11 protein-coding genes, 9 tRNA genes and 1 rRNA gene are annotated in these 16,042 nt (G+C 43.8%); 17 read left to right on the forward strand and 4 right to left on the reverse strand.

All coding sequences use genetic code 11. The annotated features are described in order from the left end of the window. The 17 genes from rrf to B7721_RS03505 form a co-directional block, all read left to right on the forward strand. Positions 1–95 (forward strand): 5S ribosomal RNA (gene rrf / locus B7721_RS03420); the annotation flags it as partial. 29 nt (positions 96–124) lie between these two features. After that, positions 125–197: transfer RNA gene (locus tag B7721_RS03425), tRNA-Val, on the forward strand. Positions 198–199: 2 nt separating this feature from the next. After that, positions 200–272: transfer RNA gene (locus tag B7721_RS03430), tRNA-Asp, on the forward strand. A gap of 24 nt (positions 273–296) precedes the next feature. Further along, positions 297–369: transfer RNA gene (locus tag B7721_RS03435), tRNA-Lys, on the forward strand. Between the two features lie 5 nt (positions 370–374). After that, a tRNA-Leu gene (locus B7721_RS03440) sits at positions 375–456 on the forward strand. 12 nt (positions 457–468) lie between these two features. Further along, a tRNA-Thr gene (locus B7721_RS03445) sits at positions 469–541 on the forward strand. 27 nt (positions 542–568) lie between these two features. Further along, positions 569–640: transfer RNA gene (locus B7721_RS03450), tRNA-Gly, on the forward strand. 7 nt (positions 641–647) lie between these two features. Beyond that, positions 648–733, forward strand: a tRNA-Leu gene (locus B7721_RS03455). 11 nt (positions 734–744) lie between these two features. Then, positions 745–818, forward strand: a tRNA-Arg gene (locus B7721_RS03460). A 15-nt stretch (positions 819–833) separates the two neighbouring features. Continuing rightward, positions 834–907: transfer RNA gene (locus B7721_RS03465), tRNA-Pro, on the forward strand. A gap of 175 nt (positions 908–1,082) precedes the next feature. Next, the gene (locus B7721_RS03470) at positions 1,083–5,474 is read left to right on the forward strand and encodes a PolC-type DNA polymerase III (RefSeq protein ID WP_084877525.1); all 4,392 of its coding nucleotides are present in this window, start codon (positions 1,083–1,085) and stop codon (positions 5,472–5,474) included. 20 nt (positions 5,475–5,494) lie between these two features. Beyond that, positions 5,495–5,647, forward strand: coding sequence for a hypothetical protein (locus B7721_RS10205; protein ID WP_000776613.1), 153 nt, complete (start codon positions 5,495–5,497; stop codon positions 5,645–5,647). A 21-nt stretch (positions 5,648–5,668) separates the two neighbouring features. Beyond that, positions 5,669–6,910: an aminopeptidase gene (locus B7721_RS03480; protein WP_084877527.1), complete on the forward strand. Its 1,242-nt coding sequence runs from the start codon at positions 5,669–5,671 to the stop codon at positions 6,908–6,910. 9 nt (positions 6,911–6,919) lie between these two features. After that, positions 6,920–7,150 (forward strand): GlsB/YeaQ/YmgE family stress response membrane protein, encoded by a 231-nt coding sequence (locus B7721_RS03485; protein ID WP_000901578.1) that lies wholly within the window; start codon positions 6,920–6,922, stop codon positions 7,148–7,150. A gap of 232 nt (positions 7,151–7,382) precedes the next feature. Beyond that, a complete protein-coding gene (locus B7721_RS03490; protein ID WP_084877529.1) occupies positions 7,383–8,105 on the forward strand; it encodes a pseudouridine synthase in 723 nt (240 codons plus the stop codon). A gap of 111 nt (positions 8,106–8,216) precedes the next feature. After that, the gene (gene pepC / locus B7721_RS03500; protein ID WP_084877530.1) at positions 8,217–9,551 is read left to right on the forward strand and encodes an aminopeptidase C; all 1,335 of its coding nucleotides are present in this window, start codon (positions 8,217–8,219) and stop codon (positions 9,549–9,551) included. 165 nt (positions 9,552–9,716) lie between these two features. Further along, positions 9,717–11,945, forward strand: coding sequence for an HAD-IC family P-type ATPase (locus B7721_RS03505; RefSeq protein WP_084877532.1), 2,229 nt, complete (start codon positions 9,717–9,719; stop codon positions 11,943–11,945). Between the two features lie 59 nt (positions 11,946–12,004). On the opposite strand, the gene B7721_RS03510 is transcribed toward B7721_RS03505, so the two are convergent. From B7721_RS03510 to B7721_RS03525, 4 genes are all read right to left on the reverse strand, one after another. Then, the gene (locus tag B7721_RS03510) at positions 12,005–12,916 is read right to left on the reverse strand and encodes a PTS system mannose/fructose/sorbose family transporter subunit IID (RefSeq protein WP_000818313.1); all 912 of its coding nucleotides are present in this window, start codon (positions 12,914–12,916) and stop codon (positions 12,005–12,007) included. Between the two features lie 14 nt (positions 12,917–12,930). Then, entirely contained in the window at positions 12,931–13,743 is an 813-nt protein-coding gene (locus B7721_RS03515; protein WP_001280317.1) for a PTS mannose/fructose/sorbose transporter subunit IIC, read from the reverse strand. A gap of 75 nt (positions 13,744–13,818) precedes the next feature. Next, on the reverse strand, positions 13,819–14,808 hold the full coding sequence (locus B7721_RS03520) for a PTS sugar transporter subunit IIB (protein WP_049500953.1): 990 nt from the start codon (positions 14,806–14,808) through the stop codon (positions 13,819–13,821). Between the two features lie 282 nt (positions 14,809–15,090). After that, positions 15,091–15,903 (reverse strand): Cof-type HAD-IIB family hydrolase, encoded by an 813-nt coding sequence (locus tag B7721_RS03525; RefSeq protein WP_084877533.1) that lies wholly within the window; start codon positions 15,901–15,903, stop codon positions 15,091–15,093. Positions 15,904–16,042 lie beyond the last annotated feature (139 nt).

Raw genomic sequence — 16,042 nt, forward strand, 5'->3', positions numbered from 1 at the left:
GATACACCTGTACCCATGCCGAACACAGCAGTTAAGCCCTAGAACGCCGGAAGTAGTTGGGGGTTGCCCCCTGTGAGATATGGAAGTCGCTTAGCAGAATAGGAAGTTTAGAGACTTCCTTTTTGGGAGTTTAGCTCAGCTGGGAGAGCATCTGCCTTACAAGCAGAGGGTCAGCGGTTCGATCCCGTTAACTCCCATAGGTCCCGTAGTGTAGCGGTTATCACGTCGCCCTGTCACGGCGAAGATCGCGGGTTCGATTCCCGTCGGGACCGTTTAAGATAACGGAAGTTATTTTAGACTCGTTAGCTCAGTTGGTAGAGCAATTGACTTTTAATCAATGGGTCACTGGTTCGAGCCCAGTACGGGTCATATTTGCGGGTTTGGCGGAATTGGCAGACGCACCAGATTTAGGATCTGGCGCTTAACGGCGTGGGGGTTCAAGTCCCTTAACCCGCATAATAGAAAGTAGCCGGCTTAGCTCAGTTGGTAGAGCATCTGATTTGTAATCAGAGGGTCGCGTGTTCAAGTCATGTAGCCGGCATTTTTTTATATAGAATAAGAGGTCGATGCGAACGTAGTTCAGTGGTAGAACACCACCTTGCCAAGGTGGGGGTCGCGGGTTCGAATCCCGTCGTTCGCTTAGAGAGGCCGGGGTGGCGGAACTGGCAGACGCACAGGACTTAAAATCCTGCGATTGGTAACGATCGTACCGGTTCGATTCCGGTCCTCGGCATATAATGATGAGCACCCTTAGCTCAACTGGATAGAGTACCTGACTACGAATCAGGCGGTTAGAGGTTCGACTCCTCTAGGGTGCATTTTTTTATTTAACGCGGGAAGTAGCTCAGCTTGGTAGAGTACTTGGTTTGGGACCAAGGTGTCGCAGGTTCGAATCCTGTCTTCCCGATTCATTACGAGGATACTTAAAGGTATCTTTTTTTATTTACTAAGGAGATTCTGAGAGTCTTCTTTTTTGTTTACGGAACAAATTTGTGTAAACTAGCAGTGCTTAAGGAATGATACTAGTCATATATTTTCTTTAATTATGGTAAAATAGTAAGAGAATAATGTGAGGAAAATGAATGTCAAGTAAGTTTGAAATTTTAATGAATCAACTAGGAATCTCTGATCAATTGAGACGGGATCCTGCTCTTGTTGATGCAAGAATTGAGCGTGTTGTGGTTCATAAAATTAGTAAGATTTGGGAATTTCATTTTGTATTTTCTAATATTTTACCGATTGAAATCTTTTTGGAGTTAAAGAAAGGGCTTCGTGAAGAATTTTCTAAGACAGGGAATCGAACTGTTTTTGAAATCAAGACTCTTTCTCAAGAATTCTCTAATGAACTCTTGCATGCCTACTATAGAGAGGCTTTTTCTGAAGGTCCATGTGCAAGTCAGGGTTTTAAATCTCTTTACCAGAATTTAAATGTTCGTGCGGAAGGAAATCAACTCATTATTGAAGGTTCAGAGGCGATTGATAAGGAGCACTTTAAGAAGAATCATCTTCCTAATTTGGCAAAGCAACTCGAAAAGTTTGGTTTTCCAGCTTTTGTATGCCAAATAGAAAAGAATGATGCTCTTACACAAGAGCAGGAGGAAGCCTTCCATACGGAGAATGAACAGATTGTTCAAGCTGCCAATGAGGAAGCGCTTCGAGCTATGGAGCAATTGGAACAAATGGCTCCTCCTCCAGTAGAAGAGAAGCCAGCCTTTGATTTTCAGGCTAAAAAGGCTATGGCCAAGCCTAAACTAGATAAGGCTGAAGTTACTCAGATGATTGACGTGACGACTGAGGAAAATCGTCTGGTCTTTGAAGGGGTCGTTTTTGATGTGGAACATAAAGTGACCAGAACTGGTCGCGTTTTGATCAATTTTAAAATGACGGATTACACTTCAAGTTTTTCAATGCAAAAATGGGTTAAGAATGAGGAAGAGGCTCAGAAGTTTGACATCATTAAGAAGAATTCTTGGCTCCGAGTTCGTGGGAATGTGGAGATGAATAACTTTACACGTGATTTGACCATGAACGTGCAGGATGTGCAGGAAGTTATTCACTATGATCGTAAGGATTTGATGCCAGAAGGTGAGCGTCGGGTTGAGTTTCATGCTCATACTAACATGTCGACTATGGATGCTCTATCAGAGGTAGAGGAGATCGTTGCAACAGCTGCTAAGTGGGGACACAAGGCGGTTGCCATCACGGACCATGGGAATGTCCAGTCCTTCCCACATGGCTACAAGGCAGCTAAGAAAGCTGGAATCCAGCTGATCTATGGAATGGAAGCCAATATTGTGGAGGACCGTGTTCCAATCGTTTATAACGAAGTGGAGATGGACTTGTCAGAAGCGACCTACGTGGTTTTTGACGTGGAAACGACGGGGCTTTCAGCCATCTATAATGATTTGATTCAGGTTGCGGCCTCTAAGATGTACAAGGGGAATGTTATTGCCGAATTTGATGAATTTATCAATCCCGGGCATCCCTTGTCAGCCTTTACTACTGAGTTGACAGGAATTACAGATGATCATGTCAAAAATGCTAAACCACTGGAACAAGTTTTGCAAGAATTCCAAGAATTTTGCAAGGATACGGTCTTAGTTGCTCACAATGCCACCTTTGACGTTGGCTTTATGAATGCCAACTATGAGCGCCATGGTCTGCCTAAGATTAGCCAGCCAGTCATCGATACGCTGGAGTTTGCTAGAAATCTCTATCCTGAGTATAAACGTCATGGTTTGGGGCCTTTGACTAAGCGTTTTGGTGTAGCACTTGAACACCACCACATGGCCAACTACGATGCGGAAGCTACTGGTCGTTTGCTTTTCATCTTTATCACAGAGGTAGCAGAAAAACATGGTGTGACCGATCTGGCTAGACTCAATATTGATCTAATCAGTCCAGATTCTTATAAAAAAGCTCGGATTAAACATGCGACCATTTATGTCAAGAATCAAGTTGGTTTAAAAAATATTTTTAAGCTGGTTTCTTTGTCTAACACCAAGTATTTTGAAGGGGTGCCACGGATACCGAGAACGGTTCTAGACGCCCATCGGGAGGGCTTGATTTTGGGGTCGGCTTGCTCGGAAGGCGAAGTTTTTGACGCAGTTGTTTCCCAAGGTGTGGATGCGGCGGTCGAGGTGGCCAAGTATTATGACTTTATCGAGGTCATGCCACCGGCAATCTATGCTCCTTTGATTGCTAAAGAGCAGGTCAAGGATATGGAGGAACTCCAGACTATTATCAAGAGTTTGATAGAGGTTGGGGACCGTCTTGGCAAGCCTGTTCTAGCTACGGGAAATGTCCACTATATCGAACCGGAAGAAGAGATTTACCGTGAAATTATTGTCCGTAGTTTGGGCCAGGGGGCTATGATTAACCGAACCATCGGTCATGGTGAACATGCCCAACCAGCTCCTTTGCCAAAGGCTCATTTTCGAACAACTAATGAGATGTTGGATGAATTTGCTTTCTTGGGAGAGGAACTGGCACGCAAATTGGTTATTGAAAATACCAATGCCTTGGCAGAAATTTTTGAGCCTGTTGAGGTCGTTAAGGGTGACTTGTATACACCTTTCATCGACAAGGCTGAAGAAACGGTCGCTGAGCTGACCTATAAGAAAGCTTTTGAGATTTATGGCAATCCGCTGCCAGATATTGTTGATTTGCGGATTGAAAAAGAATTGACATCTATTCTGGGGAATGGATTTGCCGTGATTTATCTGGCATCGCAGATGCTGGTACAACGTTCCAATGAACGGGGCTATTTGGTGGGTTCTCGTGGGTCTGTTGGGTCCAGTTTTGTTGCGACCATGATTGGGATTACGGAGGTTAATCCTCTCTCTCCTCACTATGTCTGTGGTCAGTGTCAGTACAGCGAGTTTATCACCGATGGTTCTTATGGTTCAGGTTTTGATATGCCTAATAAGGACTGTCCAAACTGTGGCCACAAACTCAGCAAAAATGGACAGGATATTCCTTTCGAGACCTTCCTTGGTTTTGATGGAGACAAGGTTCCCGATATTGACTTGAACTTTTCGGGAGAAGACCAGCCTAGCGCCCACTTGGATGTGCGTGATATCTTTGGTGAGGAGTATGCCTTCCGTGCGGGAACGGTTGGTACAGTTGCTGCTAAGACTGCTTATGGATTTGTCAAGGGCTATGAGCGTGACTATGGGAAGTTTTATCGTGATGCAGAGGTGGAACGTCTCGCTCAGGGTGCGGCTGGTGTCAAGCGGACAACAGGACAACACCCGGGAGGAATCGTTGTTATTCCTAACTACATGGATGTCTACGATTTTACGCCTGTCCAGTATCCAGCGGATGACGTGACGGCTGAATGGCAGACGACTCACTTTAACTTCCACGATATCGATGAGAACGTCCTCAAACTTGATGTGCTGGGACATGATGATCCGACCATGATTCGGAAACTGCAGGACTTGTCTGGGATTGATCCTAATGAAATTCCTATGGATGATGAAGGCGTGATGGCCCTCTTTTCAGGAACTGATGTTCTTGGGGTGACTCCTGAGCAAATCGGTACACCGACGGGGATGCTGGGGATTCCAGAGTTTGGAACCAACTTTGTACGTGGGATGGTAGACGAGACGCATCCGACGACTTTTGCAGAGTTGCTTCAGCTCTCAGGTCTATCCCACGGTACCGATGTGTGGTTGGGAAATGCCCAGGATTTGATCAAGCAAGGGATTGCGGACCTATCAACCGTTATCGGTTGTCGGGACGACATCATGGTTTACCTCATGCATGCGGGTCTCGAACCTAAGATGGCCTTTACCATCATGGAACGGGTGCGTAAAGGTTTGTGGCTGAAGATTTCCGAAGAGGAGCGAAATGGCTACATCGAGGCTATGAAGGCTAATAAGGTGCCCGAGTGGTATATCGAGTCTTGTGGGAAAATCAAGTACATGTTCCCTAAAGCCCATGCGGCAGCCTACGTTATGATGGCCTTGCGTGTGGCCTACTTCAAGGTTCACCATCCCATTTATTATTACTGTGCTTACTTCTCCATCCGCGCTAAGGCTTTTGATATCAAGACCATGGGTGCGGGCTTGGATGCCATCAAACGTAGAATGGAAGAAATCGCTGAAAAACGGAAGAATAATGAAGCCTCTAATGTGGAAATTGACCTCTATACAACTCTTGAGATTGTCAATGAAATGTGGGAACGTGGCTTTAAGTTTGGCAAGTTAGACCTCTATCGTAGTGATGCGACTGAATTCATCATTGATGGAGATACCCTCATCCCACCATTTGTAGCAATGGATGGTCTGGGAGAGAACGTTGCTAAGCAGTTGGTGCGTGCGCGTGAAGAGGGTGAGTTCCTCTCTAAGACAGAACTGCGAAAGCGTGGCGGACTCTCATCTACCTTGGTTGAAAAGATGGATGAAATGGGGATTCTTGGTAATATGCCAGAGGATAACCAGTTGAGTTTGTTTGATGAGTTGTTTTAAAGGAGATGAGGAGAAGTAAAATGAAACTAAGAATTTTTGCGGAAGATAAACCTGCTGAAAAGATTTTTGACTATCAGCTAGAGCTGGCAGATGAAACAATTATTCTATCGACAGCGCTCTTGTCTGGTGCCATTGCTTTAGCAGGATTATTTTCTGCTTTGAAGGAAAAATAACAAAAGAAAAGGAAGAATAGAATGGTTTTACCAAATTTTAAAGAAAATCTAGAAAAATATGCGAAATTGTTGGTTGCGAATGGAATTAACGTGCAACCTGGTCACACTTTGGCTCTCTCAATCGATGTGGAGCAACGCGAGTTGGCTCACTTGATCGTCAAAGAAGCCTATGCCTTGGGAGCGCATGAGGTCATCGTTCAGTGGACAGATGATGTGATTAACCGTGAGAAATTCCTCCATGCACCAATGGAGCGTTTGGACAATGAGCCAGAATACAAGATTGCTGAGATGAACTACCTCTTGGAGAACAAGGCTAGCCGTCTTGGGGTTCGTTCCTCTGACCCAGGTGCCTTGAACGGAGTGGACGCTGACAAGCTTTCAGCTTCTGCTAAAGCGATGGGACTTGCGATGAAGCCAATGCGCATTGCAACTCAATCAAACAAGGTTAGCTGGACTGTAGCAGCCGCTGCTGGACTTGAGTGGGCTAAGAAGGTCTTTCCAAATGCTGCAAGCGATGAAGAAGCAGTTGATCTCCTTTGGGATCAAATCTTCAAGACTTGCCGTGTCTACGAAGAAGATCCCGTTAAGGCTTGGGAAGAACACGCTGCTATCCTCAAGAGCAAGGCTCAAATGCTCAATAAAGAACAATTCTCAGCCCTTCACTACACAGCGCCAGGAACAGATTTGACACTTGGTTTGCCTAAGAACCACGTTTGGGAATCAGCTGGTGCTATCAATGCACAGGGAGAAGGATTCTTACCAAATATGCCAACAGAAGAAGTCTTTACGGCTCCTGACTTCCGTCGTGCAGAGGGCTATGCAACCTCTACAAAACCACTTAGCTACAACGGAAATATCATCGAAGGCATTAAGGTAACCTTCAAGGATGGTCAAATCGTAGACATTACTGCTGAAAAGGGTGATCAGGTCATGAAGGACCTTGTCTTTGAAAATGCGGGTGCGCGTGCCTTGGGTGAATGTGCCTTGGTACCAGATCCGAGCCCAATTTCTCAGTCAGGCATTACCTTCTTTAACACTCTTTTCGATGAGAATGCTTCAAACCACTTGGCTATCGGTGCAGCCTATGCGACCAGCGTTGTTGGTGGAGCGGAGATGAGCGAAGAAGAACTTGAAGCTGCGGGACTGAACCGTTCAGATGTTCACGTGGATTTTATGATTGGTTCGAATCAAATGGATATCGATGGTATCCGTGAGGATGGAACACGCGTACCACTCTTCCGTAATGGAGACTGGGCAATTTAAGGAGAAGCTATGCTTGGAAGTATGTTTGTTGGTCTCCTAGTGGGACTCTTGGCAGGTGCTTTGACCAATCGTGGAGAAAGCATGGGATGCTTTGGGAAAATGTTTCTCGGCTGGATTGGTGCTTCTTTGGGGCACCTGCTCTTTGGAACTTGGGGTCCAAACCTAGCGGGGATAGCTATTGTTCCAGCTGTTTTAGGTGCTATGGTTGTCTTAGCTATTTTCTGGAGACGAGGAAGTTAAGTTCTTAAATCTGATACTCAATGAAAATCAAAGAGCAAACTAGGAAACTAGCCGCAGGCTGCTCAAAGCACTGCTTTGAGGTTGTAGATAGAACTGACGAAGTCAGCTCAAAACACTGTTTTGAGGTTGCAGATGGACGTTGACGCGGTTTGAAGAGATTTTTGAAGAGTATGAAAAGAAAAGGAGGTTGGTCATTGTACCAGCCTCCTTTTGAGTATGATATAATAGTTCTATGAGATTAGATAAATTTTTAGTTGCCTGCGCTGTAGGGAGTCGGACAGAAGTCAAAAACTTGCTCAAGGCTGGGCGGGTGACGGTAAATGGTAAAAAAGAAAAGTCAGCTAAACTGCAGATCAATGAGGAAAGAGATGAGATTCGCTTTGATGACCAAGTGCTGGAGTATGAAGAGTTTGTCTACTACATGATGAACAAGCCCCAAGGAGTCATTTCAGCGACTGAAGATTCCAAGCATAGAACGGTTCTAGACTTGCTGGATGATTTGGCTCGGACCAAGGAAGTTTTCCCAGTAGGGCGCTTGGATATTGACACGCATGGCCTCCTGCTTTTGACCAATGACGGCCAGCTTGCCCATGCTCTTCTTTCACCAAAACGTCATGTGGATAAGACCTATTTGGCTCAAGTCGAGGGAATCATGAGCCAAGAAGACGTGGAGACATTTGCTAAGGGGATTCCGCTCAAGGACTTTACCTGCCAGCCAGCTAAACTGGAGTTTGTATCAGTAGATCCAAAAAAAAATCAAAGTCTGGTTCGTGTGACCATTGCTGAAGGGAAGTTCCATCAAGTCAAACGAATGGTGGCCTACTGTGGCAAGGAAGTGGTGGACTTACAACGTTTGACGATGGGAACTCTAGTCTTGGATGAGAACTTAGAACAAGGAGAATGGCGTCGCTTGACCAAGGAGGAGTTAGAAGTGCTCTTTGCAAGTATTGCTTAATTTGCTTTATATTAGAAAAAGGTGAGGGAGAATGTCCTTGCTTTTTTCGTTTTTCAGTTGCTTCCTTTGTGAAAAGAGTTATAATAGACAGTAGAATAAAAGGAGGAATCTATGAACGCGATTCAAGAATCATTTACAGATAGACTATTTGCCAACTATGAAGCAAATGTCAAATACCAAGCGATTGAAAATGCTGTCAGCCATAACGGAATTTTTGCAGCCCTAGAACGTCGCCAAAGCCATGTAAACAATACACCTGTTTTCTCATTGGATTTGACCAAGGACAAGGTTACTAACCAGAAAGCCTCTGGTCGTTGCTGGATGTTTGCAGCTCTCAACACCTTCCGCCACAAACTCATCTCTCAATACAAACTGGAAAACTTTGAGTTGTCACAAGCCCACACATTCTTCTGGGACAAGTACGAGAAATCCAACTGGTTCTTGGAGCAAGTCATTGCGACTGCAGACCAAGAATTGACGAGCCGCAAGGTTAGCTTTCTACTCCAAACACCTCAACAAGACGGTGGTCAGTGGGATATGGTAGTGTCCCTCTTTGAGAAATACGGTGTCGTGCCCAAGTCTGTTTACCCTGAGTCTATCTCATCTAGCAGCAGCCGTGAGCTCAATGCCATCCTTAACAAATTGCTTCGCCAAGATGCTCAAATCTTGCGTGACTTGCTCGCTTCTGGTGCAGACCAAGCGACTGTTCAAGCTAAGAAAGAAGACCTCTTGCAAGAAATCTTTAACTTCCTTGCTATGTCACTAGGTCTTCCACCACGTAAATTTGACTTTGCTTATCGCGATAAGGATGATAACTACCAAAGCGAAAAGGGTATCACACCACAAGAGTTTTACAGGAAATATGTCAATCTTCCTCTAGAAGACTACGTTTCTGTTATCAATGCTCCAACTGCTGACAAGCCTTACGGCAAATCTTACACAGTTGAGATGTTAGGAAATGTGGTTGGTAGCCGTGCAGTTCGCTACATCAACGTTCCAATGGAACGCTTGAAAGAATTGGCGATTGCCCAAATGCAAACAGGAGAAACTGTTTGGTTTGGTTCAGATGTCGGCCAACTTAGCAACCGCAAAGCTGGAATCCTTGCGACAGATGTTTATGACTTTGAATCAAGCATGGATATTCAACTCACTCAAGACAAGGCTGGACGTTTGGACTACAGCGAAAGCTTGATGACCCACGCCATGGTCTTGACAGGTGTGGATTTGGATGAAAATGGCAAGTCAACCAAGTGGAAGGTTGAAAACTCATGGGGAGACAAGGTCGGTACAGATGGTTACTTCGTTGCCTCAGATGCTTGGATGGATGAATACACTTACCAAATCGTTGTCCGTAAAGAATTACTAACAGCAGAAGAACGAGCTGCTTATGAAGCAGAACCAATCGTACTTGCACCATGGGATCCAATGGGTGCCTTGGCAGAATAAAGTATAAAGAAAAGAGGTTAGGGAAATCCTAGCTTCTTTTTTAAGTCCTTCTTGAAGTGGCGATAGATGATGCTTGCCAAGGGAGTTCTTCCTATTTTGAGTCTTTAAGTGACAGAGAAAAAGATATGTGTTACTATAGTAGTACAAAAGGATATCGGAGTAGAAATGAAGTATTTAAGCAGTCAAGACATCAAGAATCGTCAACGAAACATCAGCGATATTAAATCCTATAAAACAACCAAGGAAATCGTCGTTTCAAATATCTTTACCTTCTTTAATGCCATGAACTTGGCTCTGGCAGTTCTGGTAGCCACAACCTTGCGATTTGAAAATATGCTCTTTTTAGGTGTGATTGCTATCAATACAGCCATTGGGATTTTCCAAGAAGTGCGTTCAAAAAATGCTCTAGAAAAGCTAAGTTTGCTTGGTAAAAGTAAGTACAGAGTCAACCGAGATGGCCAAACGATTGAGATTGATCCAGAGGACATCGTTCTAGGCGAGTACCTGCATCTCAATCTGGGAGATCAGGTGCCTGTCGATGCAGAAGTCCTTGAAGGGAATATTGAAGTTGATGAGTCCTTGCTGACGGGTGAAAGTGATTCGGTCTTTAAAACAGTTGGTGACAAGCTGATGAGTGGAAGCAATGTCGTCAGCGGTACTTGTCTGGTCACGGCGACAGCTGTGGGTCCCGATAGTTATATCAACAAGCTCGCAAAATCCAGCAAGGAATTCAAAAAATACCCTTCTCAACTGCGCGATTATATGGATAAGATTTTAAAAATCGTTTCTATCTTGCTGGTGCCAGTTGCCATTCTGCTCTATGTCAGAGGTTTTAGTCTAGGACGGACTTATGTTGAAATCGTCTTGGGAAGTTCAGGTGCCTTGGTCGGCATGATTCCAGAGGGCTTGATTCTCCTAGTTAGTGTGTCCCTAGCAGTAGCAGCCATGAAGCTGGCTAAAAAGAAGGTTCTAGTGCAGGAACTATACTGTGTGGAAACTTTGGCGCGAGTAGATGTTCTTTGTTTTGATAAGACAGGTACCATCACGACTGGTAATATGAAGGTCCAAGAAATGAATGCTAATGTGGCAGAGAAACTATCTTCTTATCTGGCTTATTTCGAGGATGAAAATGCAACTTCCCGAGCTCTGAAGACTTACTTAACCTGTGAGAAAAAGTGGGAAGTTCAAGAAGTTGGTGCCTTTTCAAGTAAAAACAAGTATTCCTTTGTCCAAGTAAAAGACAGTGGGACCTATTTCTTCGGAGCCTATGAATTTCTAGGCTTTACCCAGCCGATGGATGCCTACTATGAGCATCTGAAACAGCAAGGTTTTCGAATCTTAACACTCGCTCATAGCAAGGACCAGATTACTAGTCCAGCTAATATGGAACTACTAGGCCACGTCGTTTTGTCAGATGAGATTAAGGACAATACCAAGGAAACCTTTGACTATTTCGAATCTCAAGGTGTTGAAGTGAAGATTATCAGTGGTGATAATCATGTGGCTGTATATGGGGTGGCTCGTAAGGCAGGTTTTAAGGAAGAAGCGCGGGCTATTGATATGACCAAGGTGAGCGATGATGACTTTGAAAGAGTGGTCTTGGAACACGAAATATTTGGACGTGTGACACCTGAACAGAAGCAAAAGATGGTATCTATTTTGCAAAATGCTGGTAAAACAGTTGCCATGAGTGGTGATGGAGTCAATGATGTTCTGGCTCTCAAGAAAGCAGATATTAGTTTTGCCATGAAGGGGGCTACGAGTGCAGCCAAAAGTGTATCCAATATTGTTTTTCTCACAGATGACTTTGCAGTATTTTATGATATCTTGATGGAAGGACGCCGGGTCATTAACAACATCCAAAAGGTAGCCTCTCTTTTTCTAACAAAGACCTTCTTCTCCATCGTTTTTGCCATTTTGAGTGTGGTATTTGGTTTGGAATTTGCCTTTATCCCCATTCAGTTTACAATCATTTCAGCCATTACGATTGGGATTCCATCCTTCTTCCTGACTTTTGAGTCCAATAAAGAAAAGGTTAGCACTCACTTTATGAGAGATATCCTAACCAACGCGGCGATTGGTGGTGGCGTTCTGGTTGCTAGTGTTCTTTTGACCAATTTCTTTATCACTGTCCCAGGTCAGGTCAAATTTATTTGCTTCCTCCTTGCCCTGATCAATGGTCTGTGTCTAGTTGCCAAGGTCAGCTTGCCTTTTAATCGATACAAGATGCTTTTGCTCACGTTTTTGAGCCTTGCAGCCCTTGTTGGTGTACTTGCCAATACTTTTATCCTACAGGGAGCTTTTGTGCCTTTAGAAGCCAAACAGCTACTCTATGTTGCCATACTAGCAGTGGTGATTGGGTGCTTTCATTATCTTACTAGGAGAAAAAGTTGATACATAAAAAGAATCAGGTTTAATCCTGATTCTTTTTTGTTTATATATTCTCACCGAGATTACATGATACCGAAGAAACGAGCTGCGATACCAACTGCAAAGAGGGCAAGGATGATTGTGATTGGAGATACTTTTTTCTTAAGCAACCACATGCAAAGGAAAGTAAGGAGAAGTCCCATCAATCCTGGAATCAATGAGTCCAACTGACCTTGAAGCGTTTGTGGTTGAACTCTATCTAGGCTCATACCACTAAGCGCTTGACCAAGAATGCCCTTCAACTCAGCTCCTGTAACAGGACCTTCTGGGAAGTTGATGTAGGCACCTTCTGACAATTGTTTGCCTGGAAGGTTGATAGTGAAGTTGATGGATACCCAACGTTGTACAAGAACGGCAAGGATGAACATACCAAGGATAGAAGCACCTTTAGTGATGTCTTTCAAGATACCACCAGACATGTCTTTAGTGATCTCAGATCCAGCTTTGTAACCGAACTCTTGTGTATACCATAGGAAGGCCATACGGATAGCATTCCATCCAAAGAAGAAGAGAAGGGGACCAACAATGTTACCAGATGCAGCAAGTGATGCACCAAGGGCTCCAAGGATAGGACGAACTGTAAACCAGAATACTGGGTCACCGATACCAGCAAGAGGTCCCATCATACCGATTTTAACCCCTTGGATAGCCGCGTCATCGATTTCTACACCGTTAGCGCGCTCTTCTTCAAGTGCAAGAGTAACCCCCATGATAGGAGCAGCTACGTATGGGTGAGTGTTGAAGAACTCAAGGTGACGCTCAAGAGCAGCCGCTTGGTCTTCTTTTTTAGTGTACAATTTTTTGATAGCTGGGATCAATGAGTAAGCCCAACCCAAGTTTTGCATACGTTCGTAGTTCCAAGAACCTTGAAGGAATTGTGAACGCCACCAAACTTTTTGACGATCTGATTTTGATAATTGAATTTTTTCAGCCATGATTGTTCCCCTTTCTAGTAGTCTTCTAGGATATCACCGATTGGGTCGTTAGAAGTCGCAGCTCCGCCGCCACCGTTTCCACCTTGTTTTGTAAGGTTAAGGTAGATGAAGGCAAGGGCAACACCGATGACACCAAGGGCAATCAAAGTCAATTGAGAGATAGCTGCAAGAGCAAAACCGATAGCGAAGAATGGCCATACTTCACGAGTTGCCATCATGTTGATAACCATAGCGTAACCAACGGCAACGACCATAGCACCACCGACAGCCATACCACCGTTCAACCAGTCTGGCATCAAACCAAGAGCGTCTTGAACAGCAGAAGCTGGGATAGCGATAAGGAAGGCAGCAGGGATTGCAATACGAAGACCTTGAAGAAGAAGTGCAACAAAGTGAGCACGCTCAACAGCTGCAATGTTTCCGTCTTTAGCAGCAGCATCAGCTGAGTGAACTAAGGCAACTGAGATTGTACGAACAATCATTGTCAAGAAAAGTCCAGCTACAGCAAGAGGGATAGCTGTTGCCGTTGCAACGGCGATACCATCAGTAGTAAAGTTACCACCTTTGATCAAGATGATTGCTGCAGCAACAGATGCAAGAGCAGCGTCAGGAGCTACGGCAGCTCCGATGTTTGCCCAACCAAGGGCGATCATTTGAAGAGATCCACCAAGCATAACCCCTGCTTCGAGGTTACCAGTTGCAAGTCCGATAAGGGTACATGCGACGATTGGTTGATGGAATTGGAATTGGTCGAGGATACCTTCAAGACCTGCAAGGAAGGCAACAACTACAACCAAGATAGCAGAAATGATTGAAATATCTGACATGGTTTTATTCCTTTTCTATTTAGTTTTAATAAAGTATTTAATCCTGTTTTCAAAAATGATAGAAACAGATTAACATTATTGAACGTTTGCTTTCTTAATCAAGTCAAACAAATCTTTTTTCGTGTCGTTTGGTACTTTACGTACATCAAATTCAACACCGAGGTCACGCATTTTTTCAAAGGTTGCAACGTCTTCTTTGTCCATAGACAAAACGTTGTTAATCATTGTCTTACCTGTTGAGTGAGCCATAGAACCAACGTTAAGGGTCTTGATTGGCACGCCACCTTCGATAGCACGAAGTGCATCTTGTGGAGTTTCAAACAAGATAAGGGCATGAGTTTCTCCGAAACGTGGGTCTTTTGCAACGTCGATCAATTTCTGGATTGGGACAACGTTGGCTTTTACTCCATTAGGAGCTGCTTGTTTGATCAATTCTTTACGCAACTCGTCGTTTGCAACGTTGTCTGAAGCAACGATGATACGATCTGCTTTTGAATCTGGAGTCCAAGCAGTGGCAACCTGACCGTGAAGGAGACGAGTGTCTAGACGAGCAAGGTTGATTTTCAGTTTACCGTCACCGATAACTGTTCCTTCTGGAATAGCAGCTTGTGAAACTGGAGCAGCTGCAGCAGTTGCAACTTCCTCAACTGGGTTAAGCTCTTCTGGAAGAGCCTTGATGCCATCTTTGGCTTCTTTAATGATATTCGCAGCGACTTTATCCACACCTGCATTCGCGTCCATAAGGCGCTCTGTGTAGGCTTGGATCAACATCGGCAAGTTCAGTCCTGTGATGATGGCAAACTTACGTTCTGGATTTTCTCCCATTACGCGGCTAGCTTGGTTGAATGGAGATCCACTCCAAAGGTCAGCCAATACTAGAACCTCATCTTCTGCGTCAAATGCAGCCACAGCGTTGTTGAATTTAGCGTAAAGGTCATCTGGACCTTCATTTGGCATAAAGGTTACAACTTGAACCTTTTCTTGTTCACCAAAGATCATAGATCCTGACTGATGAATACCCGCAGCAAATTCGCCGTGGCTCGCAATAATGATTCCGATACTCATTATTGTCATTCCTCCTTATAAAATGTTTGACTATATGTTTAAGAAAACTTTAAGCCTAACTTTAAGTATAAACCGTTTTCATATAAAAATCAACTACTTTTTCTAAAAAGATGTAAAAGTTTTCATAGAATGACTTTTTAAAAATATTAATATATCAATGTTTTTGAGAGATAAATGAAAATGGTAATGGAAAATTTAATATAAAAATACAGAAAATAAGTCGCTTTTGTGAAAACAAAATGAAAACAAAAAGGAAAGATTGCGACCATGCAATCTTCCCTTTTATAGGAATAAATTTTGTAAAGCGTAGGCAACTCCATCTTCTTCGTTGGTCAGAGGAAGTTGTTCGTCTGCATATGGAAGAAGAGCAGGATTGGCGTTTTTCATAGCATATCCCTTGCTTGCAAATGCCAACATTTCAGTGTCATTATGCTCATCACCAAAGGCGATTAAGTCTTTTTTATCACGATTCATCACATTGAGCAAGTACTCTAGAGCAAAGGCCTTGTTTACACCCTTGGGAGTACACTCGAGGATGTTGAGGGGACCGCCCCATGTATTGATAGCTAGTTGGTGCTGATAAAAACGATTCATTTCGTCCGCTAAAGCGTATTTGTCTTCAGCCCTTGTTTGCAAGAGGATGCAGTTGGGATCTTTGGTTACTCGTTCAGGTTTGAATTGATTTTCTGGCCGGAAGTTCTCTACGCCAAATAGTTTAGGATCTGCAATTTCTTCATTCGGAGTCGTGATATAGAATTTTTTTCGATATTCTCCTGCAATAAAGTCGGCCTGGATGTCCTCCGTGCGCTTGACCATGTCTAGGAGGTATTTTTTGTCCAAGGTCAAGCACTTTTCATGCGCCCAAGCCTGTCCTGGTAGATGGGTAAGGGAACCATTAAAGTTAATCATGGGAGTATGCAATTCTAGCTCACGATAGAAGTCTTTTGCCATACGATACGGACGGCCTGTCGTGATGATGACATGGTGTCCTTTTTCTGAAATTTTTTTGATCGTCTCTTTGGTGAAATCGGAGAGCTTGCTTTCATTATTTAGCAGGGTTCCGTCCAAATCGACTGCGATAATTTTTTTAGTCATATAAACCTTCCTAGTCGTTTCCAGATAAGATGTCTACTATTATATCAAAAAGAAGGAAGAAAAGCAGACAAGAACAAAAACTACAGTTGCTTTGATTTATTAAATAAATCAAACAAACATATTGAAAAGGTGAATGATA

Source organism: Streptococcus oralis subsp. oralis, assembly GCF_002096445.1.
In the GTDB taxonomy this organism is placed as follows: domain Bacteria; phylum Bacillota; class Bacilli; order Lactobacillales; family Streptococcaceae; genus Streptococcus; species Streptococcus oralis_N.

Coding starts and splice junctions, on each gene's coding strand:
- B7721_RS03470 (WP_084877525.1), top strand. CDS start 1,083: ATGTCAAGTAAGTTTGAAATTTTAATGAATCAACTAGGAATCTCTGAT.
- B7721_RS10205 (WP_000776613.1), top strand. CDS start 5,495: ATGAAACTAAGAATTTTTGCGGAAGATAAACCTGCTGAAAAGATTTTT.
- B7721_RS03480 (WP_084877527.1), top strand. CDS start 5,669: ATGGTTTTACCAAATTTTAAAGAAAATCTAGAAAAATATGCGAAATTG.
- B7721_RS03485 (WP_000901578.1), top strand. CDS start 6,920: ATGCTTGGAAGTATGTTTGTTGGTCTCCTAGTGGGACTCTTGGCAGGT.
- B7721_RS03490 (WP_084877529.1), top strand. CDS start 7,383: ATGAGATTAGATAAATTTTTAGTTGCCTGCGCTGTAGGGAGTCGGACA.
- pepC (WP_084877530.1), top strand. CDS start 8,217: ATGAACGCGATTCAAGAATCATTTACAGATAGACTATTTGCCAACTAT.
- B7721_RS03505 (WP_084877532.1), top strand. CDS start 9,717: ATGAAGTATTTAAGCAGTCAAGACATCAAGAATCGTCAACGAAACATC.
- B7721_RS03510 (WP_000818313.1), bottom strand. CDS start 12,916: ATGGCTGAAAAAATTCAATTATCAAAATCAGATCGTCAAAAAGTTTGG.
- B7721_RS03515 (WP_001280317.1), bottom strand. CDS start 13,743: ATGTCAGATATTTCAATCATTTCTGCTATCTTGGTTGTAGTTGTTGCC.
- B7721_RS03520 (WP_049500953.1), bottom strand. CDS start 14,808: ATGAGTATCGGAATCATTATTGCGAGCCACGGCGAATTTGCTGCGGGT.
- B7721_RS03525 (WP_084877533.1), bottom strand. CDS start 15,903: ATGACTAAAAAAATTATCGCAGTCGATTTGGACGGAACCCTGCTAAAT.